The organism is Shewanella sp. MR-4 (assembly GCF_000014685.1).
In the GTDB taxonomy this organism is placed as follows: Bacteria; Pseudomonadota; Gammaproteobacteria; order Enterobacterales; family Shewanellaceae; genus Shewanella.
This window is the reverse complement of the sequence record NC_008321.1, coordinates 2,112,015-2,136,279: the sequence shown is the minus strand read 5'-3', so window position 1 is coordinate 2,136,279 and position 24,265 is coordinate 2,112,015. Positions and strand designations below refer to the sequence as shown.

The window sequence follows — 24,265 nt, the reverse complement described above, 5'->3', positions numbered from 1 at the left end:
CTATGGATATTTTGACTTGGGCAGCGTTATCCGTCGATAAACAAAAAGCCGCGCTCCAACGCTCACCTTTAATTGGTGACAGCGGCTTAGAACAAAGTGTTCGGGCGATTGTTGATGCCGTGGCTAGCCGTGGCGATGCGGCGCTGAAAGAGTTTAATCAAAAGTTTGATGGCTTTAATTGTGCCAATATCGACAGCCTGCGTTTAAGTGAAAGCGAGATTAGCGCCGCCAGCGCACGAGTCTCGGCAGAACTTAAAGCCGCCATTGCCCAAGCGATGGCCAATATTGATGTGTTCCACAGCGCGCAGCAATTTCGCCCCATAGAGATTGAAACCCAAGCGGGTGTTCGCTGCGAGCTTCGTAGCGAACCGATTGAAAAAGTGGGTTTATATATTCCCGGCGGCAGCGCGCCCCTCATTTCGACCGTGATGATGTTGGCCCTGCCAGCAAAAATTGCCGGCTGCGAAAAACGCGTATTGGTGAGTCCGCCGCCGATTAACGATGCGATTGTGTATGCGGCAAACGCCTGTGGGATCAGTGAAATTTATCAAGTTGGCGGCGCGCAAGCCATTGCCGCACTCGCTTTTGGTACTGAAACGATTCCTAGCGTCGATAAGATTTTTGGCCCGGGTAATCGTTATGTCACCGAGGCCAAACGTTTGGTCTCTCAAGATGGTCGCTGCACAGTGTCTATCGATATGCCAGCGGGACCCTCCGAGGTGTTGGTGATTGCCGATAGCGATGCTAATGCGCAGTTTATTGCCGCTGATTTACTCTCGCAAGCGGAGCATGGCCCTGATTCGCAGGTCATTTTAGTCACGGATTCTGAGCCATTAGCACAAGCTGTCAATCAAGCGCTCGAGTCACAACTGGCCGCCCTGCCGCGCCAAGAGATTGCCGCAACCGCCCTAAAAGGCAGCCGCACCATTTTGGTAAAAGATATGCAAGAAGCGGCGCTCGTGTCGAATCGCTATGGGCCAGAGCACTTAATTATTCAAACCCGTTTCCCACGGGACGTACTAAATCATATTCGCGCCGCAGGCTCAGTGTTTTTAGGGGCCTATACACCAGAATCGGTTGGGGATTATGCCAGTGGGACTAACCATGTATTGCCGACTTACGGTTATAGCCGCGCGGTATCTAGCCTCTCCTTGGCAGACTTTAGCCGCCGCTTTACGGTGCAAGAACTCAGTGCCAAGGGCCTACTCGGACTCGGACAAGCGGTGATGACCCTTGCCAGCAATGAGTTACTCGATGCCCATAAAAATGCGGTCGCGATACGCTTAGCCAGTCTTAAGGACTGATGTAAATAAGTAACGCAATCAACAGTACGCTTAATTAAAGTCGTAGCCAGACTTAGGATGAATAGGATGAGCCAAGTGCCAACTAGCCAAGCACCAACGAGCAATGTGCCTGTGACAAATATTCCGAGCGCCAATTGCGCCAGCAATACTCTCGACAACAATACTCTCGATAACACAAGCATCGAGCCAACAACCCTTGCCGCCCGTCTTGCGCGGCCCGAGCTGCTCGAGTTAACGCCTTACCAAAGTGCTCGCAGGCTGGGTGGTCGTGGGGATATTTGGATCAACGCTAACGAATCGCCCTTCAATAATGTGGCCGTTGCCGAACTCGATTTATCTAAGTTAAATCGTTACCCCGAGTGCCAACCGCCCGCGTTAATCAATGCCTATAGCCAATATAGCGGTGTTGCGGAGAGCAAAATTGTCGCCAGCCGCGGCGCCGATGAGGCCATCGAGCTACTTATTCGTGCTTTTTGTATCCCAGGTATCGACTCAATTGCCACCTTTGGGCCCACTTACGGCATGTACGCCATTAGCGCGCAAACCTTTAATGTGGGCGTTAAGGCATTAAGCTTAACGGCGGAGTACTGTCTCCCAAGTGACTTTGCGACGGCCGCGCGCGGCGCTAAGTTAGTGTTTATCTGTAATCCCAATAACCCAACTGGCACTGTGATTGAGAAGGCGCGCATAGAGCAAGCCATCCAAGCCCTGCCCGACGCCATTGTTGTTGTCGATGAGGCTTATATCGAGTTTTGCCCCGAATATAGCGTCGCCGATTTACTCGAGTCTTACCCAAACCTTGTGGTGCTACGCACTCTTTCAAAGGCCTTTGCCTTAGCGGGCGCGCGCTGCGGCTTTTTGCTCGCCAATGAAGAGATTATCGAAATCATCATGCGGGTGATTGCGCCCTATCCTGTGCCATTGCCCGTGAGTGAAGTGGCCGTGCAAGCACTATCAGCTGCTGGGATTGCGCGGATGAAAACCCAAGTCAAAGCGCTCAATGCTCAGGGCGAGCGACTCGCGGCGGCGCTGAATTTGTACTGCGAACAATGGGGCGGCGCCGTGCTAACACCCAATGGCAACTATGTACTCGCCGAATTCGACGATGTGGCAAAAGTGGCACAGCTGCTTATCGACAATGGCATTGTCGCGCGGGCCTATAAGGACCCTAGATTGGCTAAAGCCATTCGTTTTAGCTTTAGCTCTGAGGCTGACACCGACCGCTTAGTGTCGCTATTTGAATCGCAAAAGCTGTGAGCATTTAGCGCAAGTATAAACGCAGCATTGGCCTAATAGACTGATTTTATAAAGATAACAAACTGAATTGAAAGGTAGCAGCATGAACCCAGTATTTACCCCAAATGTCGCCCAGAAAATACTTTTTATCGACCGCGATGGCACCTTGATTGAAGAGCCCATCACCGATAAACAGGTCGATAGCCTCGCCAAACTGGTATTCGAGCCCCAAGTGATCCCCGCCTTACTGCGCCTGCAAAAAGCTGGCTTTAGGTTGGTGATGGTCAGCAATCAGGATGGACTCGGTACCCCTTCCTTTCCGCAGGAAGATTTCGATGCGCCGCACAATATGATGATGCAAATTCTCTCCAGCCAAGGGGTTAAGTTTGAAGATGTACTCATCTGCCCGCACTTTAACGATGAAAATTGCAGCTGCCGCAAACCAAAACTAGGGCTGGTGAAAGACTTTTTGACCCAAGGCACCATCGATTTCACTCAGTCCGCCGTGATTGGTGACAGACACACAGATGTGGAACTGGGCAATGCCATGGGGATTAAAAGCTTTCAATATCAGCGTGGCAGCCTAGGCTGGGACGCGATTGCCGATGCCTTACTCAACAAGGGCCGCACCGCGACTGTGGTACGCACCACTAAGGAAACCGATATTCGCGTGACTGTCGATCTCGACAATGCCAGCAAAGGCACCATTAACACTGGCATTGGTTTCTTCGACCATATGCTGGATCAAATCGCCACCCACGGAAACTTCAAAATGGAGGTGAATGTCGATGGCGATCTCGAGATAGACGATCACCACAGCGTTGAAGACACGGCATTGGCGATTGGGGATGCACTACGCCAAGCCCTTGGCGATAAACGCGGTATTGCTCGTTTTGGTTTTAGTTTGCCGATGGATGAGGCCAAGGGCGAATGCTTACTGGATCTCTCTGGCAGACCTTTTATTAAATTCGCCGCCCAATTTGAACGGGAAAAAGTCGGTGAAATGGCCACTGAAATGGTGCCGCACTTTTTCCGATCTTTTGCCGATGGCCTACGCTGCACCCTGCACGTCGCAGCCGAAGGAGATAACGATCACCACAAGGTCGAAGCGCTATTTAAAGTACTGGGCCGCGCGCTGCGTCATGCAATCAAAGTTGAAGGTGATGTCTTACCATCGAGTAAAGGCGTGCTCTAACAGCGCACTCAACCTGAGTTAGGTGTGTAATGACCTGATGCAGATTGATGAGCGAATAATACAAAGCCTGATGATTTTAACGAGGGGCAGTTTCGGGAATGTGGCGACAAACCACTTCCCCACTGACCCATCAATAGGAAAACCCAATGTCAGCAAACATAGATGAATTTGATGTTGTCATCATAGACACAGGTTGCGCCAACTTAAGCTCGGTCCGTTTTGCCTTTGAGCGCCTCGGCGCTAAGGTGTTAGTCACCGATGACAAGGCCAGCATTAAAGCCGCTAAACGTGTTGTTCTGCCAGGTGTCGGCAGCGCTGGCGCCGCGATGGCTTCATTATCAGAAAAAGCCTTAGTCGAATTAATTCAAGGGTTAACTCAACCCGTGCTGGGTGTCTGCTTAGGGATGCAAATGCTCACCCAGCTCTCTAAAGAACGCGGCGGCCAAGCGCTGGATTGCCAATGCTTAGGCATTATTCCAACCGAGATTGACGAGCTAGACCGTCAAACACTTAAGGCCGAAGGTTTACCTCTGCCGCACATGGGCTGGAACCAACTGACCTTTAGCAATCCGTCTCAGGTTCACCCGCTGTTTGCCGGTGTTCCAGCCGGCAGTTATGTGTATTTTGTGCACAGCTACCGCGCGCCATTAAGCGACTACACCTTGGCACAATGCCGTTATGGTGAGGACTTTAGCGCCGCCATCGGTAAAGACAACTTTATGGGCGTGCAATTTCACCCCGAGAAGAGCGCCGCCGTGGGCGCACAAATCCTAGGTAACTTTTTAAAAATGCAGTAAATGCAATCGCCTATTAGCTTTCGACTGAGCTAAGTATGGTGAAACTAAGTTTGACTAAACCAGCTTGTTTCAGCCACTACATTCAGCAATAAAGCGTGGCAGCAAATGCGCCAAAGAATTAAGGACAACAGATGATCATTCCAGCAATTGATTTAATTGATGGCAAGGTAGTTAGGCTCTACCAAGGGGATTATGGGCAGCAGACCACCTTCGATTTAAGCCCCCTGGCCCAGTTGCAATCCTACCAAGACCAAGGGGCAAACTGGCTGCATATCGTGGATTTAACTGGCGCCAAAGAACCCGCTAAACGCCAAACGACTTTGATTGCCAAGCTGACTGCGGGGCTAAGCGCCAATATTCAAGTGGGCGGCGGGATCCGCACTGAAGAACAAGTTGCCGAGTTATTATCCCTTGGGGTTAAACGCGTGGTGATAGGCTCGCTCGCCGTCAAAGAGCCCGAGTTAGTCAAAGGCTGGTTTAACAAGTTTGGCAGCGAGGCTATTTGCCTCGCACTGGATGTCAATATCAATCAGAGCGGCGAGAAAATCGTTGCGGTTTCTGGCTGGCAAAGCGGTGGCGGTAAGAGTCTAGAATCTATCGTCGAAGACTTTAGCCAAGTTGGGCTTAAACATGCGCTGGTGACTGACATCAGCCGTGATGGCACCCTCACAGGCGCCAATACCGAACTCTATCGTGAGCTATCCAGCCGCTATCCCGATATTGCTTGGCAAGCCTCGGGCGGTATTGCCACCCTTGAGGATGTTGCCGCCGTCAGAGACAGTGGCGCCGCGGGCATCATTATCGGTAAAGCTTTACTTATCAATCAGTTTAATGTGGCGGAGGCAATCCAATGCTGGCCAAACGAATAGTCCCCTGTTTAGATGTGAAAGATGGCTGCGTGGTCAAAGGCGTACAGTTTCGCAACCATGAAATTGTTGGCGACATAGTACCACTCGCGGCGCGTTACGCCGCAGAGGGCGCCGACGAACTGGTGTTTTACGATATCACCGCCAGTGCCCACGACCGAGTGGTCGATAAGTCTTGGGTGAGCCGAGTGGCAGAGCAAATCGATATCCCCTTCTGCGTCGCCGGCGGCATTAAAACCATCGGCCAGGCCCGTGAGTTATTGGCCTTTGGCGCGGATAAGATTTCTGTCAACTCACCCGCTCTTAGCGATCCGAGTTTAATTTCACGCCTGCAGGATGAATTTGGCCGTCAATGCATAGTGATCGGCATAGACTCTTTTTATGATGCGGCAAGCGACAGTTATAAAGTAAAGCAATTTACCGGCGATGAAGCCGCCACCAAAGAAACCGCTTGGTACACTCAGGATTGGGTCGAAGAAGTACAAAAACGCGGCTGCGGCGAAATCGTGCTCAACGTGATGAACCAAGATGGCGTGCGCGGTGGCTATGATATCAAACAGTTAAGCCTAGTACGCCAGCTGTGCGATGTGCCCTTAATCGCCTCGGGCGGCGCTGGCACTATGGCACATTTTCGCGATGTGTTTATCGAGGCGAAGGTGGATGCAGCGCTGGCGGCCAGCGTGTTCCATAAAGCCATTATCAATATCGGCGAGTTAAAACAGTATTTAGCGGCCGAAGGCATCGCCATTCGCCAGTAACTCAACATCAGTAGCGATTGATAGAAATAATAAGGTATGCAGATATGACAACTGGAACCACTTCAAGCTGTTGCCAAGGCCCAGCAAGCGCAGAACTGGTCAATAGCCTCGACTGGGAAAAACAACAGGGGCTTATCCCTGCGGTTATCCAAAATCACCTATCGGGCAAGGTGTTAATGCTCGGATTTATGGATAAAGCCGCGCTGCAGCACACGCTGGTGACTGGTGATGTGACATTTTTTAGCCGCTCTAAGCAACGTTTATGGACCAAGGGGGAAACCTCGGGCCATACCCTAAAATTGGTCGCCATCGATAAAGACTGCGATAACGACAGCCTGTTGGTGCAGGTGTTGCCCAATGGCCCAACCTGCCATAAAGGCACCGAAAGCTGCTGGCTCGATGGTAATGCTCACCCGTTTTTAAACAATCTAGCCGAGCTTATCGCCTCACGTAAGGGGCAAAACCCTGAGTCGAGCTACACCGCTTCCCTTTTTGCCCGAGGCACTAAACGTATCGCCCAAAAAGTCGGTGAAGAAGGATTAGAAACCGCCTTGGCCGCAGCGACTCACGATAAAGAGGAGCTGATTAACGAGGCATCGGATCTGATGTATCACTTGTTAGTCTTGCTTGAAGATCAATCACTAAGCTTAAGTGATATTAACGCCAACTTGCTCGCTCGCCATCAAAAAGCGCAGCAAAAATAGCTCGCTTTCAAACCTCTAAGTACCACTCTGCCGCATTCCTTTTGGTCTACGGCAGAGTATTCTTGATTTTGCATTCAGTTACGGCCTATTCACCTGCTGTAGTAACCCCCGCTGTACCTAATCACTGCTGTTCTAACTCCGGCTGTTGCCAACCCCTTATAGTGCTAACCAAAGCCTCGCCTCCACAGTCCGTCTTGTCCCCCTTAGCTTCAGCTAAAAACGGCACAACGTCACACAAATTGTACACTTAGCCCCTGACAAAAAATCAGCGAAATACTGCTGTAATGGTTGACAAGTACACCTTAACTGCCTATCGTAGCCTGCGTCCTCTAACCCGCACGAGGCATTGACGCAACTTATTAACATTTAAGACAAATTTAAAAACAGGGCGAATTGCCTTCGTTATGTGATGTGAGCAAGCCATTAGATGTGCTCAAGTCACTCGATGTTATTAAATGCCGAATTAACCCCAAGCAAAGGCGAGTTTTATGCGTATTACCACAGCTTATTATCCCTATCTGTAGCCGCAATGGCATAGATAGGCACACTCGCCTGACCTTCCATTGTGGCCATATCCCCAACGATCCGCAGATTGCGCCACGATCACAATACAGGTACATCACGTACCCTTTAGTTCCCAGTATCACGCGCCACTCTGCACTGCTCCTCAATAAAGCACTCAACTGAGACAGTTGAGCCATTAATAAAGACGTTTGAGCGTAAAGTTATGACACAAAATAAATTTTTCGGTAGTTTGCTACTGATTGCAGGCACCACCATTGGCGCGGGTATGCTCGCACTCCCTATCGCCTCGGCAGGACTCGGTTTTGGTGTATCGAGCATCATTATGTTGCTCCTCTGGGCGCTGATGGCCTACACCGCCCTGCTGATGGTTGAAATCCATCAATTTGCCCCGAGTGATGCGAGCCTGAACCAATTAGCGCGCACGCTTTTGGGCGCTAAGGGCCAAGTGATTGCCAGTGTTGCCCTGATGTTTTTACTCTACGCCCTGTGCGCCGCCTATATCGCGGGTGGCGGCGAGCAAGTCAATCAAAAGCTCAATGCTTGGTTAGGATTAAATCTTCCGCCACAGGCGGGCGCCATCTTCTTTACCCTGTTAGTCAGCACCATTGTCGGCTTAGGCACCCATTGTGTCGATTTGATTAATCGCGTGCTCTTTAGTTTGAAAATCATTGCGTTAATCCTAATGCTGGCTTTATTACTGCCACAGGTTGAAGGCACACATTTACTCGAACTGCCGCTAGAGCAAGGGCTTATCGTGTCAGCCATACCTGTGATTTTTACCTCCTTTGGTTTTCATGGTTCGATTCCATCCGTGGTGCGCTACTTAGGCGTTGAGGTAAAAAGCCTGCGTAAAATCATGCTGCTCGGCTCGGCGTTACCACTGCTCATTTACCTGCTGTGGCAACTGGGCAGTCAAGGCGTACTCAGTCAAAGCCAACTGATGACGAATCAGAGTCTTTCGGGCTTTATCAATCAGTTAGCCAGTGTATTGCACAGCCAATACTTAAGTTCTGCCATCAGTGTATTTGCCGATCTGGCGCTGGCCACCTCCTTTTTAGGGGTGAGCCTCGGTCTGTTTGACTTTATGGCGGCTAACTTAAGGCAGCAGGATAATGCCGTGGGTCGCAGTGTTACCGCCGCCATTACCTTCGTACCTCCTCTGGGGTTTGCCCTCTTTTACCCGCAGGGATTTATTACCGCCCTCGGTTATGCGGCAATCGCCCTCGTGATCCTCGCGATTTTTTTACCCGTGACCATGGTGTGGGTTCAAAGACAAACGCGCGATAAGGCGAATCTGCCACAGGGTTACCGCGTCGCAGGGGGGAAGCTCGGTTTACTGTTGGCAATGCTCTGCGGAGTGGCCGTGATTGGCGCTCAGCTCTTGGGATAAGCTGTACAGATAAACAATCGCGATAAAGCTATTTAAGCTTAAGCCGTATAAGTGCCTGTAAAATCAAGATGAATAATCACAGGCACTCAGTCTTGCTTCGCGCAAGATTGCCAAGTTCTTTATTAGTCAGCCAGCGGCTTGAGTGTTAAACTGCCGCTAATCCCGGTTGCCGCTCAGCATCGGCAGCCCCAAATCGCCTCACGCTCCCACGGGGAACAATTGCAAGGCGCTGATGATAAGGATGACATTCGAACCCCATGGTTAACACGCCGACATCGCCAGATCAGGAGACTGCCGAGCACGCGCATCAGGCGATGCCTCAAGAAGCGACTGCGGCCGCAGCGCCAGATTCGGCGGCGTACCGCCGCAGCTCTACACTCAAAAAGCGCTTAAAACAAAGCCTGATTGCCACCACTGTGGCCGGCCTGTTAGCTGGCGCGGCGCTAACCATTTGGATAATAAACAGTCAAACCGAAGCCCTGATCCTTCGCGTCGCGAATTATGCCTTAAGCGGCATGGACGGTGAGCTTAGCGATATTCGTTTAGGCCCCATGGGCTTAGAACATTGGCACATTCGCTCTGCGAGCCTGCGTGTACATGACTCGCATTTAGTGATCAATAATCTGGATATTCAGCTTGAACTCAACTGGCCCAAAAGCCTTGAAGAACTTAAGCAACTTGTCCAAGTTGAGAGCTTGACTCAAAAAATCAAGCGCATTAGCACGGGCGAGATAGACGTTGAACTCGGCGCATCGCTGCTGGAGCGAAGCCCCACCATCGCCGATGAACAAACGCCAGCGTTGGCGTTAAATATCAAATCCTTACCTTTAATTGATATAGGTAAAACCACGCTCAGATTAGCGCCGCAGGCAGAGTTTCCTGCCTATCAACTGGTGATGGATAAACTCAGCCTGAATCATCAAGCTGAATTAACCACAGCCTTTAGCAGCCCTGAGGGTGAACCGTTAGCCCAGCTTGCCGCGACGCTTGGCAACGAACAATGGCGCTTGAAGAGCGAACTGAATATCGCGCCGCTACTGGAAAACCTGCATCAAATTGGCCTGCGCCAAACCCAAGGGAGCATCCTCAGCCAATTAACCCTGTGGGATCAACAGTGGCAACAACTTGGGATAGGATTAAGTGGGCAACTCAGTTCTGAGAGCACGATGACACTCGCCAGTGGCGAAATAACAAGCCACCACCGCATTCAGCAGCCCAGCATCAGCTTAAGCCATTTTGCCGACTTAACGCTCGCGCCGCAGCCTGCTTTGGGGTTTGAGCTTAGTGGATCACTTGCTTCACTTAATCTCACCCTCGAGCCATTTCGTCTTGCGCTCACACCCAATGCCGCACAGCACACGCAGCTATTAGCGGTGCTTAATCAGTCTCTGCAATTGAGCGATGAAAACTCTCAAGCGCTCCTTACCCTGCTGTCGGGGCTCAAAAGCACCGAGGCGCCCGTGGGCCTTGCCTTTTCGATGACAGCGCCACTGCACTATGCACTGGCATCTCAGGCGAACACCCATGAACCCATAGCGCTGCCCGCATTCGAGTTAACCACCCTAGGCAGTAAGCTTGAGACGCGTATTAGCTTACAAGATATCCAGTTAACGCCCACGCCAGATGCTTGGAAGGTCGCGAGCCGCTGGCAACTGGCGCTTACGCAAACGACCCCGCTGACACTGCGGGAGCTTTGGCATGCAGCCCCGCAGGATCTCAGTTGGGGAGCGGGAATGCTGCAAACAGCAGGTCATATCAGTGTTGCTCAGTCAGCTCAAGGACTGAATTGGCAAATCAGCACAGCGCCAGTGACGAGTGACTCGAATGTCTCAAGCGATACCTTACAATTTGCACTTGAAGATCTGCAGCTACAGCAAACTGCGCAAGCCGCCGAGCATCAAACTAAACAAACGCAGTTAAGCCTTGGCAGTATTCAGCTCAACGCTAAGGCCCCCATGGCCGCGAGTGCAACCCCGTTAGCGACTAAGGATACGACTGGCGCGCAATCGACCGAGTTTGCCTTGAATCTGCCGCCATTATCACTCGCCCTGTCGCACTTGCGCGTGAGCCAAGCGGTAGAGAATCTTACTGGCAACAACAACAGCAACAGCGCCGCCGCAGTGCAGAGCAGTCGCAACGATATTAGCCTCAAGGCGTTCTCCCTTGAGACATCAAAGGCGATGACCCTCGATTACTCCTCGTTGCAATCCATTGAAAATGCTATCCAATCGAGTCAGTTGAGTAATCAAGTGAACTGGCAAGCGCAGCAACTCTTGATTGAAAAGCAGCTCAGCGCCAAAGGCCGCACACGTAAACAGACTGTGCTTAAACTGGATAATTTGGCACTCGCGCAGACGTTAAACTGGCAAAACCAACGTCTTCACGGCCATGAACAGTGGCAAGTCGGCACGGTTGAGCTGCAAAGCGACCATCAATTACAGTTAGCCGCGCCTCATAAACCACTGCTATTAACGGGCCAATGGGTTGTCGATACCAGCATGACAGAAGCGCTATCTTTGCTGAATCAAACCCAGCCCTTGCCCGCTGAGTTAAATGTGACAGGCCATAACCAATTACAGGCACAATTTAAGCTGACACATGAGCCAGAACAGACTCAATTTGCCATGCAAATTACCCAGTCGATGACAGAGCTGGAAGGTTTTTATCAAGACACGACCTTTGAAGGCGGGAAATTACAGGCCCAATGCGAGTTCACTTGGGGGCAATCCTATAAGGCGCCGCAAGCGCCAGGCTATTTCAGCAGTTTAAGCCGACTGAACTGCCCGCAGACCATGATGACCTTTAACTTGTTCGATCCCGGCTTTCCCTTGACCGATATCGAAGTGGAGGCCGATATTGTCCTCGCCAAGGATGCCGAAAAGCTTCCCGACAATTGGCTGCAACAACTCACGGGCTTGAGTGATACCGACGTGTCGATGACCGCCAAGGGCAAAGTATTGAGCGGCCAGTTTTTACTGCCTGATTTTAATTTAAAATTGCAGGACAAATCCCACGCCTATCTATTATTGCAGGGCATGAGCCTTGAGGAAGTACTGCGCATTCAGCCGCAAATTGGTATCTATGCCGATGGAATTTTCGATGGTGTATTACCCGTGGATTTGGTCGATGGCAAAGTCTCGATCAGCGGTGGCCAGTTGGCGGCCCGTGCGCCCGGTGGCCTTATTGCGATTTCAGGCAATCCGGCGGTCGATCAAATGCGTCAATCGCAGCCTTATCTCGACTTTGTATTTTCGGCACTAGAACATTTAGAATACAGCCAGTTATCCAGTAGTTTCGATATGGATCAAACCGGCGATGCCAACCTCTTAGTGGAAGTCAAAGGCCGCAGCCGAGGGATTGAACGCCCCATCCACTTGAATTACTCTCATGAAGAGAACATGCTGCAATTATTCAGGAGTCTTCAGATTGGTAACGATCTGCAGGACAGAATCGAAAAATCCGTGAAGTAACAAGGAAACCTCAGTGAAGATCATTCAATTACAGCAAGTGAGTTTAGGTGCATTGCTGCTACTGGCGGCATTGCAAGGCTGTGCGCCAACGGTAAAGATTGAGCCGCCTGACAAACCGATTGTGATTAATCTCAATGTGAAAATTGAACACGAGATAAAAATCAAAGTGGATAAGGAGCTAGATCAGCTTCTATCAGATGATAAGTTGTTCTAATCACTAAGAATTGAGGAATATACGATGAAATCAATGCCACTCAAAACCCTGCTACGAAAGCCAACATTACTGCTGTTGCTCGGCCTGAGTTTATTCAGCTTAAATGCCTTTGCCATGTCACTACAGGAAGCCAAATCCCAAGGTTACTTAGGTGAGCAGCTCAATGGCTATCTGGGCCTAGTGCAAAATAATAGCGAGGCCAAAGCCGTGATGGACGATGTGAACAACAAACGCCGCGCCCATTACGAGACCATCGCGAAAAAGAACAATATCTCCGCCGCCGATGTGGCCAAACTTGCCGGTGAAAAAGCCATCGCCGCCACAGATAAAGGCAACTATGTGCAAAACGCCCAAGGAAAATGGGTTAAAAAGTAGAGAGTTAACACTGCTTAGCGACTAAGCAGTGACAAAAACGCCTGCAATCGCAGGCGTTTTTGTCTCTATCATTGATCACGGAATGAAAAACGCACCTGTTTTATGCTGAGGTTGTACGCCCATATCGCATCGATTACAGCACTTTAAGGCATAAGCATTTTTAGCTATCAGAGCAGCCAGCGAGCACAATCTTTGATGCCTGAAATAAGGTTTGCTCAATCCAATCCCGAAAGTAGGAAATACGTGAGTAATGTTCAATCACGCCATACTTGCCCTCTTCCCAATTGGTTGACTCGGCATTTTGCCATGAACTGACACCGATAAGACAAACTGAATCGGCCGAGATGAGATACGCGGGGCCACCAGAATCTCCTGGGCCACTTATCCCCTCCAATGGTAAGGCATTCGCGTCACGGTCAAAGATAAATTGCAACCATTGCTCCTGCACCCCGACCACGGCATTGTGTGCCGCGCGTAATTGTTTGTCGGCCCCCGCAACGCCCACCAGTCCATTACCATAATCGCCACGTCCGACGAAGGTGGCGATTTTGCCCGTTTCGGTTGTGGCATGATTCAATCTAGCGAGTGTTGCATCCTCAATGGGAGAAGCCAATTGAACCAAGGCAATATCGTAGGGAAAGTGCCTTTCTTTCCAAAGTGGATGTTTTATCACGTCTTTAATCGGGTAAAAATGCGTTTTAAATTGCACCTTATTGCCGACCGTTAGCTCATTAGCCACGTGCGCCGCCGCTTGATATTTCGCGTCATCCACATCATGCCTGATAATCATGGCATTGGCGGTACTGGTTATCGCCAGTAACAGTACGAACATCCATTTCATATTGAACTCCTATCCTTGCGTATATTTATTCGCCAATATTGCGTGATGAGAATATCGAGAATGAATCATCATTAATGTCGAGAACTTAACAGCTTTTTCTCATTTGAGATATAGCCGCGGCATCCAGATTATTCAGGCGTGATTGATCAATATGACATGTTGAATGACATCGCGATTTATCCGTAGAAAACAAAAGCGCAGCGAACTTGTGTTCACCGCGCTTTTTAATATTTACCCCTAGGCTTTAACTCTAAGGTTTAATGCTGAAAGGGGTTAACGATTTGCAGCCTTATTTAAAATACAAGCTATGGAATTTAAGGTGCTCTTCAATAAAGCTCGCAATAAAGTAATAGCTATGGTCGTACCCCGCCTGCATACGTAAATCTAAGGGATAGCCTTTTGCTTTGGCGATATCACTAAGCGTCTGTGGCATCAGCTGCGCCTCTAAAAAGCTGTCGGCATCACCTTGGTCGACTAACACAGGCACTTCGTTAATCGCCAGTTTTAGCAACTCACAGGCGTCATATTGGCGCCAGTGCTCACGATTTTCCCCTAAATACTCGGTAAAGGCTTTAATCCCCCAAGGCGCATTGCTTGGATTGCTGATAGGACTAAAGGCCGAGATTGAACTGTATCTGTGGGGATTGGTTAACCCTATCACTAACGCGCCGTGCCCGCCCATGGAGTGGCCAGAGATGGCGCGCTGCCCGGTTACGGGGAAATTCGCTTCAATCAGCGCTGGCAGCTCATGCACTATATAGTCGTACATTTTATAGTGGCGATTCCAAGGCGCTCTGGTCGCGTTTAAATAAAACCCCGCGCCAAGACCTAAGTCATAGGCTTTATCCGGTGCATCGGCAACATCATCGCCACGAGGACTCGTATCGGGGGCGACGATAGCCATTCCCAACTGAGCTGCAATACGCTGCGCGCCCGCCTTCTGCATAAAGTTTTCGTCGGTACAGGTGAGACCCGATAGCCAATACAACACAGGCACAGGTTTGTTGGCCGCCTCGGGTGGCAGGTAAATCGCAAAGCGCATCTCGCAATTCAGCGCCTGAGATTGATGGCGATACTGTTTGTGCCAACCACCAAAACTCTTGTTACAGCTGATATTTTCTATGGTCATTTCAATCCCTTTCCTGTTCACTTTCAGCGTTTAGCTTGCCGTTCAAAACCCTATCACAAGCTTAAAACACATAAGCAGCAGATAAGCCGTTAGCGGTTATCTGCTGCTGTGATGGCAAACTGAGCGCTTATTTATCGAAATGGATCACGCTGCGAATGCTCTTGCCTTCATGCATCAAGTCGAAGGCTTCGTTGACTTGCTCAAGTCCCATAGTGTGGGTGATAAAGTCATCGAGCTTAAACTCACCTGCAAGGTATTGTTCAACGATTTTAGGTAATTGCGAGCGTCCTTTCACGCCACCGAAGGCAGAACCGCGCCATACACGGCCCGTCACCAGTTGGAATGGACGGGTGGAGATCTCCTGCCCTGCGCCCGCAACACCAATGATCACTGATTCGCCCCAGCCCTTGTGGCAACACTCAAGCGCGCTGCGCATCACATTGACATTACCGATACATTCGAAGGAGTAATCCACGCCCCCATCGGTCATCTCGACAATCACCTCTTGAATGGGTTTGTCGAAATGTTTCGGATTAATACAATCGGTTGCACCTAACTTACGGGCAAGTTCGAATTTAGATTCGTTAATATCGATGGCAATAATCCGGCTGGCTTTAGCCATGGTCGCACCAATAATGGCCGAAAGACCGATACCACCTAGGCCGAAAATCGCCACGGTCGCGCCTTCTTCCACCTTAGCGGTGTTCATTACGGCGCCCATACCTGTCGTCACACCACAACCTAGCAGACAGATCTCTTCTAATGGCGCAGTTTTATTAACCTTAGCCAATGAAATTTCAGGCAATACAGTGTATTCAGAGAAGGTAGAACAGCCCATGTAATGGAAAATGGGCTGGCCATCTTTATAGAAACGCGTGGTGCCATCTGGCATTAAACCTTTGCCTTGGGTCGCACGGATCTTCTGGCACAGGTTTGTTTTACCCGATAAACAGAATTTACATTCGCCGCATTCTGGCGTGTAAAGAGGGATCACATGATCGCCCACCTGCACGCTGGTCACGCCTTCGCCCACTTGCTCAACAATACCACCGCCCTCATGACCGAGGATCGCTGGGAATACGCCTTCTGGATCGTCACCACTTAAGGTAAACGCATCGGTATGGCACACCCCAGTCGCCACGATGCGAACTAATACTTCGCCGGCTTTAGGTAACATCACATCGACTTCTTCAATCTTGAGCGGCTGTCCCGGCCCCCAGGCCACGGCGGCCTTTGACTTGATAAACTGTGGTTTTTCGTTCGACATGCTTGTCTTTCCTTCTTTTAATCAATGGGCTTATCGATTTACGGCTTACCTCATGCCCTACTCGCTTGTAAGCATAGATTGAGGCGGACGGATAAGCTTAAAAATAGTGTGCGGTAATGCAGTCACTAGATTGTATTTATTTCCTGAGGATTGATAATCTAGCATTTTGGCAATTCATTTTTACTGAGAAGCAACAATGTACCTTTGGGATGGCATATCAGAATTTGTAGCAGTGGCCGAGGCCGAGAACTTTACCTTGGCCGCACAGCGCCTCAATGTGTCCACCGCCCACGTGAGTCGGCAAATCGGTGCGCTGGAAAATCGCCTCGGCACTAAGCTGTTTTACCGTACGACTCGCAAGGTATCGCTTACCGAAGAAGGCACGATTTATTATCGTCATTGCCGCCAATTGCAAACAGGCCTCGAGGAGGCCGAGCGGGCAATTACCGATCTAAAAGGTTCGCCCCAAGGATTGGTAAAACTCACCGCGCCCGTGGCCTATGGCGAAAAATTTATCATGCCGTTACTCAATGATTTTATGGTGCAATATCCCAGCGTCGAATTTAATGTCGACTTGACCAACAGAACCTTAGATTTGATTGAAGGCGGTTACGATTTAGCCATTCGCCTTGGCAAACTCGCCGACTCCAGCCTGATGGCCAAACCCTTGAGTAGCCGCACCCATTATGTGGCCGCCTCGCCCAGTTACGTTGAAAAATACGGTGAGCCCCACACGCTTTCGGAGTTAAATCAACATAATTGCCTGATCGGGAATCACAATTACTGGCGCTTTATTGAAAATGGCCGTGAGCGCAATATTAAGGTACGTGGCAACCTTATCTGCAACAGCGGTTACGCCCTGCGGGATGCGGCATTAAAGGGCATAGGAATAGTGCAACTCCCTGATTATTATATTGAGGAAGATATTCATGCAGGCCGACTCATCTCCTTTCTCGACGCGCACCGTGAAGCCAAAGAAGGCATTTGGGCGCTCTATCCGCAGAATCGTCACCTGAGCGCCAAAGTAAGGGTATTAGTGGATTATCTCGCGGAAAAACTGGCGATGGAGAATACGTAGTAACGAGTCCATTGCAGCGAACCAGAGTAACAAATCACCCATGCTACTAATAATGCCGCTTGAGCTTGACGGATTACTCGCTATTTAGCGCCAGTTTTCCCTCAGGGTGTAATACAACATCCCTAGCGCAAGGGCCTGATTACCAAACCATTCATTCAATGGGATCCGAATATGACGCATGGCGGCAAAGAGATCGAACTCTCGCATTTGACCATCGATCGCCTGCCCCATGATCTCGGCCATAATATGGGAAGTCGCCACGCCATGGCCGGAATATCCCTGACAATAGAAGATATTCGGCGCTATCTTGCCCAGCTGGGGAATACGGTTAATCACTATCCCCGCCATGCCAGCCCAGGCAAATTCAATGTCAACGCCTTTTAACTGGGGGAAAGTGCGTTCAATCGCCGGACGCAGCTCGGCGGCAACATTTTTAGGATCGCGACCGCTGTAATTGGTACCGCCCCCAAACATCAAACGGTTATCGGCCGTTAAGCGGTAATAATCCAGCACAAAGCGGCAATCATACACGGCTAAATCCTGCGGATTGAGTTGCTTAGCCAGCTCTGGCGGTAATTGAGCTGTCGCGCAATTGCCAAGGGAAGCGGGAAATATCATGCCCCGCAGCTGAGGTCGGCCCAATTTGTGATAGGCATTACCGGCGATAAGCACACTGCTTGCCTTCACCCTGCCCTTTGGCGTGAGCACAGTTGCAAGCTCTCCTTGCTGAATATCCAGCACCTGTGAATGTTCAAAAATCTGCGCGCCCAATGAAGCCGCGGCTCGCGCCTCACCAAGACATAAATTCACCGAATGCAGATGCATATTGCGTCGATTGACCAGCCCACCGTGGTACAAGGGCGAAGCTAAGTAGGCGGGCATCTCCTGCGCTGGCACTAAGGTCATCAATTCCCCCATGCCACGGCGATTGGCTTCATCGAACATTTGCTGTAACTCGACCATATGTGCGGGGCGATACGCCGTTTGGATATGGCCAAATTTTAAATCACAATCAATGCCATACTTCGCCACTCTGCTTTTGATGATATCGTGGCCGCGCCAGCGAAGGTTCCACACATAATCTTCGGCCTCCTGACCAAGCTGACGCCGTAATTGCTTGGTCATGGCGGCATCGCCGGACAAACTCCCCGTCACTTGGCCGCCATTTCGCCCTGTGGCGCCCCAGGCAATCTTATTGGCCTCAAGTAGCGCCACTTGGTAACCCTTTTCAGACAATTCCACCGCCGTTGCCACACCGGTAAACCCGCCGCCGATAATGGCCACATCGACCCGAATATCGCCTTCAAGTTCTGGATAATCAGACTCTTGTTTGATGGTGGCATTGTAATAAGACGCGCAGCGTTTAGCAGACATAGGGATCCTTTGAACAGACTTGAGTTTTTTGTTTTATATTTTTTACATTTGTTCAGAATTTTTGAGTATATCTAAGCTAATATCGTGGTCAACAGAAGATTGTAGAACCGAATGAAACTCAACCCGTGCGACCATCCCAAATCGTGCTTATCAATAGAATTTACCGCCGCATTGGCTTAAGCTACAGGCCATTACGACCGCGATGGCAGGCAAAGTTTTTGTAAGACAAACACTTTGCCTGCCTCCGCAAGGACAAATTTAGGACATACCATGTTTCAGGATCCTCAAACGCCGCCTAGCTTGCTGCTTTTTTCTCAAGCCTGTGAAAATAACAAAGGGCCAATACTCGCCGTGCTACAAACCGCCTTTGCCAGCGCCAAACAGGTGCTGGAAATTGGCAGCGGCACGGGACAACATGCCGTTTATTTTGCTGAAAATCTGCCTCAGCTTTTCTGGCAAACCAGCGATCAAGCCGATTACCTTGAGGGCATTAGCGCAAGATGCCACCAACAAGGGCATCAAAAAGGCATCAACAACCTCGGCTTGCCCTTCGCACTCGATGTCACCCAACCTTGGCCCATCAATAACACCCGCATCGACGCCGTGTTTAGCGCCAATACCTTGCATATTATGAGTCAAACCATGGTTGAAGCCTTTTTTGCTGGCTTGGGTCAATACCTACCACAACTCAATACCCTCTGCATTTACGGCCCTTTTAACTACCAAGGCAAGTTTACCAGCGACAGCAATCGTCAATTCGATCAGTATTTAAAACAAAGAGACAGTGAGAGTGGTATTCGGGACATAGAATGGATTATTCAGCTCGCCCAAGCGCAAGCCTTCACATTGGTTGCTGATACCGCAATGCCCGCCAATAATCGGCTACTGCATTTTTCAAAACGTGCCACAGACTGATACTAAACAAAAACTCTAACCAGGCCATGGGGTTAATCAAGATAGGCTGACTAACAAGCCAATTTAATCCTCAGCCCCATTTGCGAATAGAACAATGCTCGCTATAATTACTGTACTTATATACAGTAATTATATTGCTATGCGTGTTTATCCTATCATTCCTTGGCCCGCTCACGCGGGGATTAGCGGCTTTGAAAGCCCTGCAGCAGAATATACTCAGCTTGGATTGCGCCTCGATGAATTACTCGTATTGCACCCCAGTGCAACACGGCTTTGTATCGCTCAAGGCGACGCTATGAAAGGTGTCGGCATATTCGATGGTGATCTGCTGATCATCGACCGCCATATTAAGCCTCAAACTGGGAGTGTAATTTATGGCCAACTCAATGGTGAGTTCATCTGCAAAATCTATGATGAAAAACGGAGAATGCTGCTCACTTCCGATGAAAAATGCCAAGCCATAACGATACACGATTACGATGATTTTTGCGTTGAAGGGGTCGTGATTCGAACACTGAGGCAACATCTCTACCTCAATGATTTTATTCATCTTACCGCAGACTACTCTGAGCTTAGAACAAGCCTCGATGACCTACTGGTATTACACCCTTGCGCAACCTGGTTTGGTGTCGCCCAAGGGGACTCGATGCGAGATGAAGGGATATATGATGGGGATGTATTAATTATTGACCGACAAGTTAACGCATCCCAGGGAGCCGTTATCGTTGCACAGCTGAATGGCGAGTTTATCTGCAAAATTTTTGATAAAAAACGCAGAATATTGCTGTCTGCCAATCCGCAATACCATGCCGTGCCGATACGAGATTGCGACTCTTTTAGTGTAGAAGGTGTTGTTATTCGTTCGATTAGAATGCATTTTCAATCCTCGTTACTGGGCCTGTGGTCATGTACGCCTTAGTCGATGCCAACTCGTTTTACTGCTCGGCTGAGCAAGTGTTCCGACCCGATTGGCGCGGTAAACCGATTATCGTCCTAAGCAATAACGATGGCTGTATTGTGGCAGCCAACCGTCAGGCTAGAGAACTTGGGATCCCCAAATTTGCGCCCTACTTTCATGTCAAAGAACAGTGTGCCAAATTGGGAGTGATAGTATGCTCGAGTAACTATGAACTTACAGTTGGGAATTTTTTTAGATGCCACATGTTGGAATTTTTCATGATAAATAAATTAGACGAAGAGAAGAGAGGTAGTTACAGTTTTACTGGACTTTGTTTCCTAAATAGGTTGAACTAAAACCGTAGCCGCAGATCTGATCGGCATCGACTATCAACTTACCCATCAACCGTGTCAAAGCCTCGTTATAACACAACCAACTGGAAGCAATACAACCAAGCCTTAATCAACCGCGGTTCACTTACCTTCTGGATTGATGAGGATGCAATTGCTAAGTGGAAAGCCAAGGTCGAGCCGCCCAAGAAAGGTCGCCCTCAATTATTTAGCGACTTAGCCATTACCACTGCGTTGATGGTTAAGCGTATTTTCTCTATGCCACTGAGAGCCTTACAGGGCTTTATCAATTCGGTGTTTAAACTGGGTGACATCCCATTATCTTGCCCGCATTACACCTGTATCAGTAAACGCGCGAAAACGGTCAATATTGCTTTTAAAACCAAGACTCGCGGCGCCATTGAGCACTTAGCTATCGACTCGACAGGCTTGAAGGTCTATGGCGAAGCTGAGTGGAAAGTGAAGAAACACGGCACAGATGGAAAGCGCAGAGTGTGGCGTAAACTGCATATTGCCGTAGATACACATAGCCATGAAATTATTGCCGCAGAACTCAGTTTATCAGGTGTAACAGACGCTGAAGTGATGCCCAATTTACTTAAGCAAACCCATCGAAAAATCCGTAATATCTCGGGTGATGGTGCTTACGACACGAAAGCTTGTCACGAAGCCGTTCGTCGAAAACACGCTTTAGTGCTTATTCCTCCTAGGGAAGGTGCTGCGCTATGGGAACAAGGGCATCCACGAAACTTAGCCGTCAGTTGGCAACAGCTTCATGGCTCAAATAAGCAATGGAAAAAACGGTATGGTTATCATCGCCGCTCAATCTCAGAAACCGCAATGTACAGGATAAAACAACTGCTAGGAGGCACGTTGAGCATGCGGAATTATAACGCTCAGGTGGGAGAAGCTTACGCGATGATTAGGGCTTTGAACAAACTCACTGGGCTAGGTATGCCTGAAACCCACTATATAGCTTGATATTTGAACAATGATGAGAGTTTCGTTCGCTGACTCGATTTAGGAAACAAAGCCCCTGATGGATATCTGCTTCTACTGTCCTTATCATCCCTGCGGCTTCGTAATGAGCCTATGGCCAGCTAAGGTTTTCAGTAGATCAGTCTGACTGTCTCATCATCAAATCAAGTGTCTTAGCAACTTGCTGGTTGGTTAATTATTAACGTTTATTGAATCTATTCAGTACTATACTGGAAGTCGATATTCTTCTTCACGTGCCGCGATAACCCATGCCATTCTGGCGAGTTTATTGGCGACGGCCACACAGGCTCGGTTAAAACCTCGCCGTTCTGCTAACTGGATGGCCCAGCAACTAAACTTATCTTGCTTATTCTGGCTGTGTTGCAACACCGCTCTGGCGCCGTGGATGAACAAAGTGCGTAAATACGCATTCCCCCGCTTGCTTATCCCAAGGAGGTTATCTTTACCTCCGCTGCTGTGTTGCTTGGGAACCAAGCCACACCAAGCAGAAAAGTGCCTGCCATTAGTGAAATCTTTACCATCACCGGCGGCCGCATAAAAGGCCGTAGCGGTGACTGGACCAATACCTGGGATAGTTTCTAAACGCTGGCAAATCACATTGTTCTTAATTTCAGTGAGCACTTGGGCATCACAACTCTTAAGCCGTTTTTCTATATCACTAAACTCTTCATATAACTGATAAAAAATGGCCCGACCTTTGGTAGTCAGCGCATTAGTTTCGTTAGCCAAAATCTCAGGGAACTGTACTTTAAAAGCAGATTTACTTTTGGTTATTACAATGCCGTATTCCGCTAACATCCCTCTGACTTGATTGATTAAGGCGGTTGATTGTTTGTTTAAACGCTCACGCATACGGTGAAGCAGTTGTACATCTTGTTGCTCGACGCTTTTGGGTTTTACAAACCGCATGTTGGGTCGCTGCGCAGCTTCAGCGATGGCTAAGGCATCGTTGTAGTCATTTTTGTTACCTTGCCGAAAAGGCACCACAAATTGAGGTGCGATTAGCTTGACGTTATGGCCCAACAGCTCAAATTCTCTGGCCCAGTAATTTGCTCCACTGCAGGCTTCCATCACAATTAGACAAGGCTCAATTTGAGCGAGAAAGGGAAGCAAGTCTTTGCGTCTAAGCATTTTCTTTTTGAGTACCTTGCCTGCTTTATCGACACCAACAGCATGAAAAACAGACTTTGCGATATCTAAACCGATTGTAGTAATCTTCATAGGTGGACCCGTCCTCTTTCTGATGAGTTTTAGCGACTACATCGTGGCCCATTGCGAGGCCGATTTAAAGTGGATGGGTCCATTCCATTATCCATGGCTCTCGTTCATAAGCTTAGAAACCTAAGGTTTCTATTCACCGCGTCGTTGAGCAAATGCCATGGCTCACCGATAAACTGCAGCCAAAAGAACCCAAAAAACTAATAAACCAAGAGCTTACCCGTTTGCAGTTTTATCTACTCTATTAACGCTCTAAAGGCTCAAATCATACAGTGTGCAGATAATGGAATGCCTTGGCTCACCTCTCTGTGGACGGTAAGAATCTCACTAAGCCGATTGATTTCACAGTAAAAGCGACTGGCTAAGCGCGTCATATTCCGCCATAGTGGTAGAGCGAATGACCTCATCCATGCACAAGGAGTCTCCCGTGGCACATTCTGGTTTAAGCCAACTATTACAACAACTTGAACAAGTATTATTAGGCAAGCCACGGCAAATTCGCTTAGCCCTCGCCTGTATTCTCGCCCGTGGGCACCTATTAATTGAAGATTTGCCCGGCATGGGCAAAACCAGCCTGTCCCATGCCCTCGCCCAAAGCCTCGGCCTTAGCTATCAACGTGTTCAATTTACCAGTGATATGCTGCCCGCCGATATTCTCGGGGTATCGATTTTTGATAAACACCAAGCGCAATTTGTGTTTCATCCCGGCCCTATTTTTAAACAGATGGTGCTGGCCGATGAGATTAACCGCGCCAGCCCTAAGACTCAGAGCGCTCTGCTCGAGGCAATGGCCGAGCAGCAAATTTCTGTCGATGGCGTCACCCACAGATTACCCAATCCGTTTTTTGTGATTGCCACACAAAACCCCACGGAACAATCGGGCACCTTTCCGCTGCCCGAATCCCAACTCGACCGCTTTATGATGCGGATTTCTATCGGTTATCCCAGCCATGATGCGGAGCTAGCAATGCTGAAAAGCGATCAAACGCCGCAAACCCTCGATAATTTACCCCAATGTTTAACCCCGCTGGCGTTAACCCAGTTGCAGGAGCAATGCGACAAAGTCGCGGCGTCCGATGCACTGCTCAATTATGTCTTGGCCTTAGTGCATGACTCGCGCAATCAAACCGATGCCGTCGGCCTATCGCCCCGCGCAACCAAAGCCCTATTGCAAGCCGCTAAAGCATGGGCATTTTTAGAGGGCAGACACTATTTAGTCCCCGAGGATGTGCAAGCGGTGTTTTGTAGCGTGGCCGAACATCGACTGCGTACCAGCAGCCAATTGCAGGGGGAAGCGCTATCGGAGCGGATCCTCGCCAGCGTCAATCCCATCATGTAATGCCTTGCTAATCATATCGATAA

General features: G+C 49.4%; 21 protein-coding genes and 2 pseudogenes. 18 read left to right on the top strand and 5 right to left on the bottom strand.

Translation table 11 applies throughout. The annotated features are described in order from the left end of the window. Window positions 1–2 precede the first annotated feature (2 nt). The 11 genes from hisD to SHEWMR4_RS09440 all read left to right on the top strand — a co-directional run bounded on the left by hisD (window position 3) and on the right by SHEWMR4_RS09440 (window position 12,834). Window positions 3–1,304, top strand: a complete 1,302-nt coding sequence (gene hisD / locus SHEWMR4_RS09490) for a histidinol dehydrogenase (protein ID WP_011622570.1) — start codon at window positions 3–5, stop codon at window positions 1,302–1,304. 66 nt (window positions 1,305–1,370) lie between these two features. After that, window positions 1,371–2,561 carry a histidinol-phosphate transaminase gene (gene hisC, locus SHEWMR4_RS09485; protein ID WP_011622569.1) on the top strand — a complete coding sequence of 397 codons (1,191 nt, stop codon included), beginning with the start codon at window positions 1,371–1,373 and terminating at the stop codon, window positions 2,559–2,561. An 82-nt stretch (window positions 2,562–2,643) separates the two neighbouring features. Continuing rightward, window positions 2,644–3,735 (top strand): bifunctional histidinol-phosphatase/imidazoleglycerol-phosphate dehydratase HisB, encoded by a 1,092-nt coding sequence (hisB, locus tag SHEWMR4_RS09480; RefSeq protein ID WP_011622568.1) that lies wholly within the window; start codon window positions 2,644–2,646, stop codon window positions 3,733–3,735. 146 nt (window positions 3,736–3,881) lie between these two features. Beyond that, window positions 3,882–4,532: an imidazole glycerol phosphate synthase subunit HisH gene (hisH, locus tag SHEWMR4_RS09475; protein WP_011622567.1), complete on the top strand. Its 651-nt coding sequence runs from the start codon at window positions 3,882–3,884 to the stop codon at window positions 4,530–4,532. Between the two features lie 131 nt (window positions 4,533–4,663). Next, entirely contained in the window at window positions 4,664–5,401 is a 738-nt protein-coding gene (hisA, locus tag SHEWMR4_RS09470) for a 1-(5-phosphoribosyl)-5-[(5-phosphoribosylamino)methylideneamino]imidazole-4-carboxamide isomerase (protein WP_011622566.1), read from the top strand. Then, window positions 5,383–6,156, top strand: coding sequence for an imidazole glycerol phosphate synthase subunit HisF (gene hisF / locus SHEWMR4_RS09465; protein WP_011622565.1), 774 nt, complete (start codon window positions 5,383–5,385; stop codon window positions 6,154–6,156). Before hisA ends, hisF begins: the two co-directional genes overlap by 19 nt. A 44-nt stretch (window positions 6,157–6,200) precedes the next feature. Then, the gene (hisIE, locus tag SHEWMR4_RS09460; protein ID WP_011622564.1) at window positions 6,201–6,860 is read left to right on the top strand and encodes a bifunctional phosphoribosyl-AMP cyclohydrolase/phosphoribosyl-ATP diphosphatase HisIE; all 660 of its coding nucleotides are present in this window, start codon (window positions 6,201–6,203) and stop codon (window positions 6,858–6,860) included. Between the two features lie 727 nt (window positions 6,861–7,587). Then, complete coding sequence (locus SHEWMR4_RS09455) at window positions 7,588–8,775, top strand: aromatic amino acid transport family protein (RefSeq protein WP_011622563.1); 1,188 nt, start codon at window positions 7,588–7,590, stop codon at window positions 8,773–8,775. 257 nt (window positions 8,776–9,032) lie between these two features. Continuing rightward, window positions 9,033–12,245: a YdbH domain-containing protein gene (locus SHEWMR4_RS09450; RefSeq protein ID WP_011622562.1), complete on the top strand. Its 3,213-nt coding sequence runs from the start codon at window positions 9,033–9,035 to the stop codon at window positions 12,243–12,245. Between the two features lie 13 nt (window positions 12,246–12,258). Beyond that, window positions 12,259–12,459: a YnbE family lipoprotein gene (locus tag SHEWMR4_RS09445; protein ID WP_011622561.1), complete on the top strand. Its 201-nt coding sequence runs from the start codon at window positions 12,259–12,261 to the stop codon at window positions 12,457–12,459. A gap of 24 nt (window positions 12,460–12,483) precedes the next feature. Next, window positions 12,484–12,834: a YdbL family protein gene (locus SHEWMR4_RS09440; protein ID WP_011622560.1), complete on the top strand. Its 351-nt coding sequence runs from the start codon at window positions 12,484–12,486 to the stop codon at window positions 12,832–12,834. A 160-nt stretch (window positions 12,835–12,994) separates the two neighbouring features. Here the strand turns inward: SHEWMR4_RS09440 and SHEWMR4_RS09435 are convergent, their stop codons facing one another. The 3 genes from SHEWMR4_RS09435 to SHEWMR4_RS09425 all read right to left on the bottom strand — a co-directional run bounded on the left by SHEWMR4_RS09435 (window position 12,995) and on the right by SHEWMR4_RS09425 (window position 16,071). Beyond that, on the bottom strand, window positions 12,995–13,675 hold the full coding sequence (locus SHEWMR4_RS09435; protein WP_011622559.1) for a trypsin-like serine protease: 681 nt from the start codon (window positions 13,673–13,675) through the stop codon (window positions 12,995–12,997). A 289-nt stretch (window positions 13,676–13,964) separates the two neighbouring features. Next, window positions 13,965–14,804, bottom strand: a complete 840-nt coding sequence (gene fghA / locus SHEWMR4_RS09430; RefSeq protein ID WP_011622558.1) for an S-formylglutathione hydrolase — start codon at window positions 14,802–14,804, stop codon at window positions 13,965–13,967. Between the two features lie 127 nt (window positions 14,805–14,931). Next, window positions 14,932–16,071, bottom strand: a complete 1,140-nt coding sequence (locus SHEWMR4_RS09425; protein ID WP_011622557.1) for an S-(hydroxymethyl)glutathione dehydrogenase/class III alcohol dehydrogenase — start codon at window positions 16,069–16,071, stop codon at window positions 14,932–14,934. A gap of 196 nt (window positions 16,072–16,267) precedes the next feature. Here SHEWMR4_RS09425 and SHEWMR4_RS09420 point away from each other — a divergent pair, with 196 nt between their 5' ends. Continuing rightward, window positions 16,268–17,149, top strand: a complete 882-nt coding sequence (locus SHEWMR4_RS09420; RefSeq protein WP_011622556.1) for a LysR substrate-binding domain-containing protein — start codon at window positions 16,268–16,270, stop codon at window positions 17,147–17,149. 84 nt (window positions 17,150–17,233) lie between these two features. Here the strand turns inward: SHEWMR4_RS09420 and SHEWMR4_RS09415 are convergent, their stop codons facing one another. Next, window positions 17,234–18,523 (bottom strand): NAD(P)/FAD-dependent oxidoreductase, encoded by a 1,290-nt coding sequence (locus tag SHEWMR4_RS09415; protein ID WP_011622555.1) that lies wholly within the window; start codon window positions 18,521–18,523, stop codon window positions 17,234–17,236. Window positions 18,524–18,793: 270 nt separating this feature from the next. On the opposite strand from SHEWMR4_RS09415, the gene SHEWMR4_RS09410 reads away from it, so the two are divergent. The 5 genes and pseudogenes from SHEWMR4_RS09410 to SHEWMR4_RS09395 all read left to right on the top strand — a co-directional run bounded on the left by SHEWMR4_RS09410 (window position 18,794) and on the right by SHEWMR4_RS09395 (window position 21,667). After that, a complete protein-coding gene (locus SHEWMR4_RS09410; protein WP_011622554.1) occupies window positions 18,794–19,438 on the top strand; it encodes a DUF938 domain-containing protein in 645 nt (214 codons plus the stop codon). 139 nt (window positions 19,439–19,577) lie between these two features. Next, window positions 19,578–19,964 (top strand): annotated as a pseudogene (locus SHEWMR4_RS21260) (LexA family protein); the annotation flags it as partial. Then, the gene (locus tag SHEWMR4_RS21255; protein WP_227499250.1) at window positions 19,941–20,357 is read left to right on the top strand and encodes a S24 family peptidase; all 417 of its coding nucleotides are present in this window, start codon (window positions 19,941–19,943) and stop codon (window positions 20,355–20,357) included. The pseudogene SHEWMR4_RS21260 and the gene SHEWMR4_RS21255, both read left to right, overlap by 24 nt. After that, window positions 20,345–20,572, top strand: a pseudogene (locus SHEWMR4_RS09400) (hypothetical protein); the annotation flags it as partial. The gene SHEWMR4_RS21255 and the pseudogene SHEWMR4_RS09400, both read left to right, overlap by 13 nt. 171 nt (window positions 20,573–20,743) lie before the next feature. Continuing rightward, on the top strand, window positions 20,744–21,667 hold the full coding sequence (locus tag SHEWMR4_RS09395) for an IS5 family transposase (protein ID WP_011622551.1): 924 nt from the start codon (window positions 20,744–20,746) through the stop codon (window positions 21,665–21,667). Between the two features lie 222 nt (window positions 21,668–21,889). Here the strand turns inward: SHEWMR4_RS09395 and SHEWMR4_RS09390 are convergent, their stop codons facing one another. Further along, window positions 21,890–22,906 carry an IS110 family transposase gene (locus SHEWMR4_RS09390; RefSeq protein ID WP_011622550.1) on the bottom strand — a complete coding sequence of 339 codons (1,017 nt, stop codon included), beginning with the start codon at window positions 22,904–22,906 and terminating at the stop codon, window positions 21,890–21,892. A gap of 424 nt (window positions 22,907–23,330) precedes the next feature. On the opposite strand from SHEWMR4_RS09390, the gene SHEWMR4_RS09385 reads away from it, so the two are divergent. Next, window positions 23,331–24,242 carry an AAA family ATPase gene (locus SHEWMR4_RS09385; protein WP_011622549.1) on the top strand — a complete coding sequence of 304 codons (912 nt, stop codon included), beginning with the start codon at window positions 23,331–23,333 and terminating at the stop codon, window positions 24,240–24,242. Window positions 24,243–24,265: the final 23 nt, after the last annotated feature.

What these genes read in the sequence shown, in the direction of transcription:
- SHEWMR4_RS09425 (WP_011622557.1), bottom strand. Translation starts at nt 16,071, where the DNA reads ATGTCGAACGAAAAACCACAGTTTATCAAGTCAAAGGCCGCCGTGGCC.
- hisA (WP_011622566.1), top strand. Translation starts at nt 4,664, where the DNA reads ATGATCATTCCAGCAATTGATTTAATTGATGGCAAGGTAGTTAGGCTC.
- fghA (WP_011622558.1), bottom strand. Translation starts at nt 14,804, where the DNA reads ATGACCATAGAAAATATCAGCTGTAACAAGAGTTTTGGTGGTTGGCAC.
- SHEWMR4_RS09415 (WP_011622555.1), bottom strand. Translation starts at nt 18,523, where the DNA reads ATGTCTGCTAAACGCTGCGCGTCTTATTACAATGCCACCATCAAACAA.
- SHEWMR4_RS09420 (WP_011622556.1), top strand. Translation starts at nt 16,268, where the DNA reads ATGTACCTTTGGGATGGCATATCAGAATTTGTAGCAGTGGCCGAGGCC.
- SHEWMR4_RS09440 (WP_011622560.1), top strand. Translation starts at nt 12,484, where the DNA reads ATGAAATCAATGCCACTCAAAACCCTGCTACGAAAGCCAACATTACTG.
- hisC (WP_011622569.1), top strand. Translation starts at nt 1,371, where the DNA reads ATGAGCCAAGTGCCAACTAGCCAAGCACCAACGAGCAATGTGCCTGTG.
- hisD (WP_011622570.1), top strand. Translation starts at nt 3, where the DNA reads ATGGATATTTTGACTTGGGCAGCGTTATCCGTCGATAAACAAAAAGCC.
- SHEWMR4_RS09450 (WP_011622562.1), top strand. Translation starts at nt 9,033, where the DNA reads ATGGTTAACACGCCGACATCGCCAGATCAGGAGACTGCCGAGCACGCG.
- SHEWMR4_RS09435 (WP_011622559.1), bottom strand. Translation starts at nt 13,675, where the DNA reads ATGAAATGGATGTTCGTACTGTTACTGGCGATAACCAGTACCGCCAAT.
- hisB (WP_011622568.1), top strand. Translation starts at nt 2,644, where the DNA reads ATGAACCCAGTATTTACCCCAAATGTCGCCCAGAAAATACTTTTTATC.
- hisH (WP_011622567.1), top strand. Translation starts at nt 3,882, where the DNA reads ATGTCAGCAAACATAGATGAATTTGATGTTGTCATCATAGACACAGGT.
- SHEWMR4_RS09410 (WP_011622554.1), top strand. Translation starts at nt 18,794, where the DNA reads ATGTTTCAGGATCCTCAAACGCCGCCTAGCTTGCTGCTTTTTTCTCAA.
- hisIE (WP_011622564.1), top strand. Translation starts at nt 6,201, where the DNA reads ATGACAACTGGAACCACTTCAAGCTGTTGCCAAGGCCCAGCAAGCGCA.
- SHEWMR4_RS09455 (WP_011622563.1), top strand. Translation starts at nt 7,588, where the DNA reads ATGACACAAAATAAATTTTTCGGTAGTTTGCTACTGATTGCAGGCACC.
- SHEWMR4_RS09390 (WP_011622550.1), bottom strand. Translation starts at nt 22,906, where the DNA reads ATGAAGATTACTACAATCGGTTTAGATATCGCAAAGTCTGTTTTTCAT.
- hisF (WP_011622565.1), top strand. Translation starts at nt 5,383, where the DNA reads ATGCTGGCCAAACGAATAGTCCCCTGTTTAGATGTGAAAGATGGCTGC.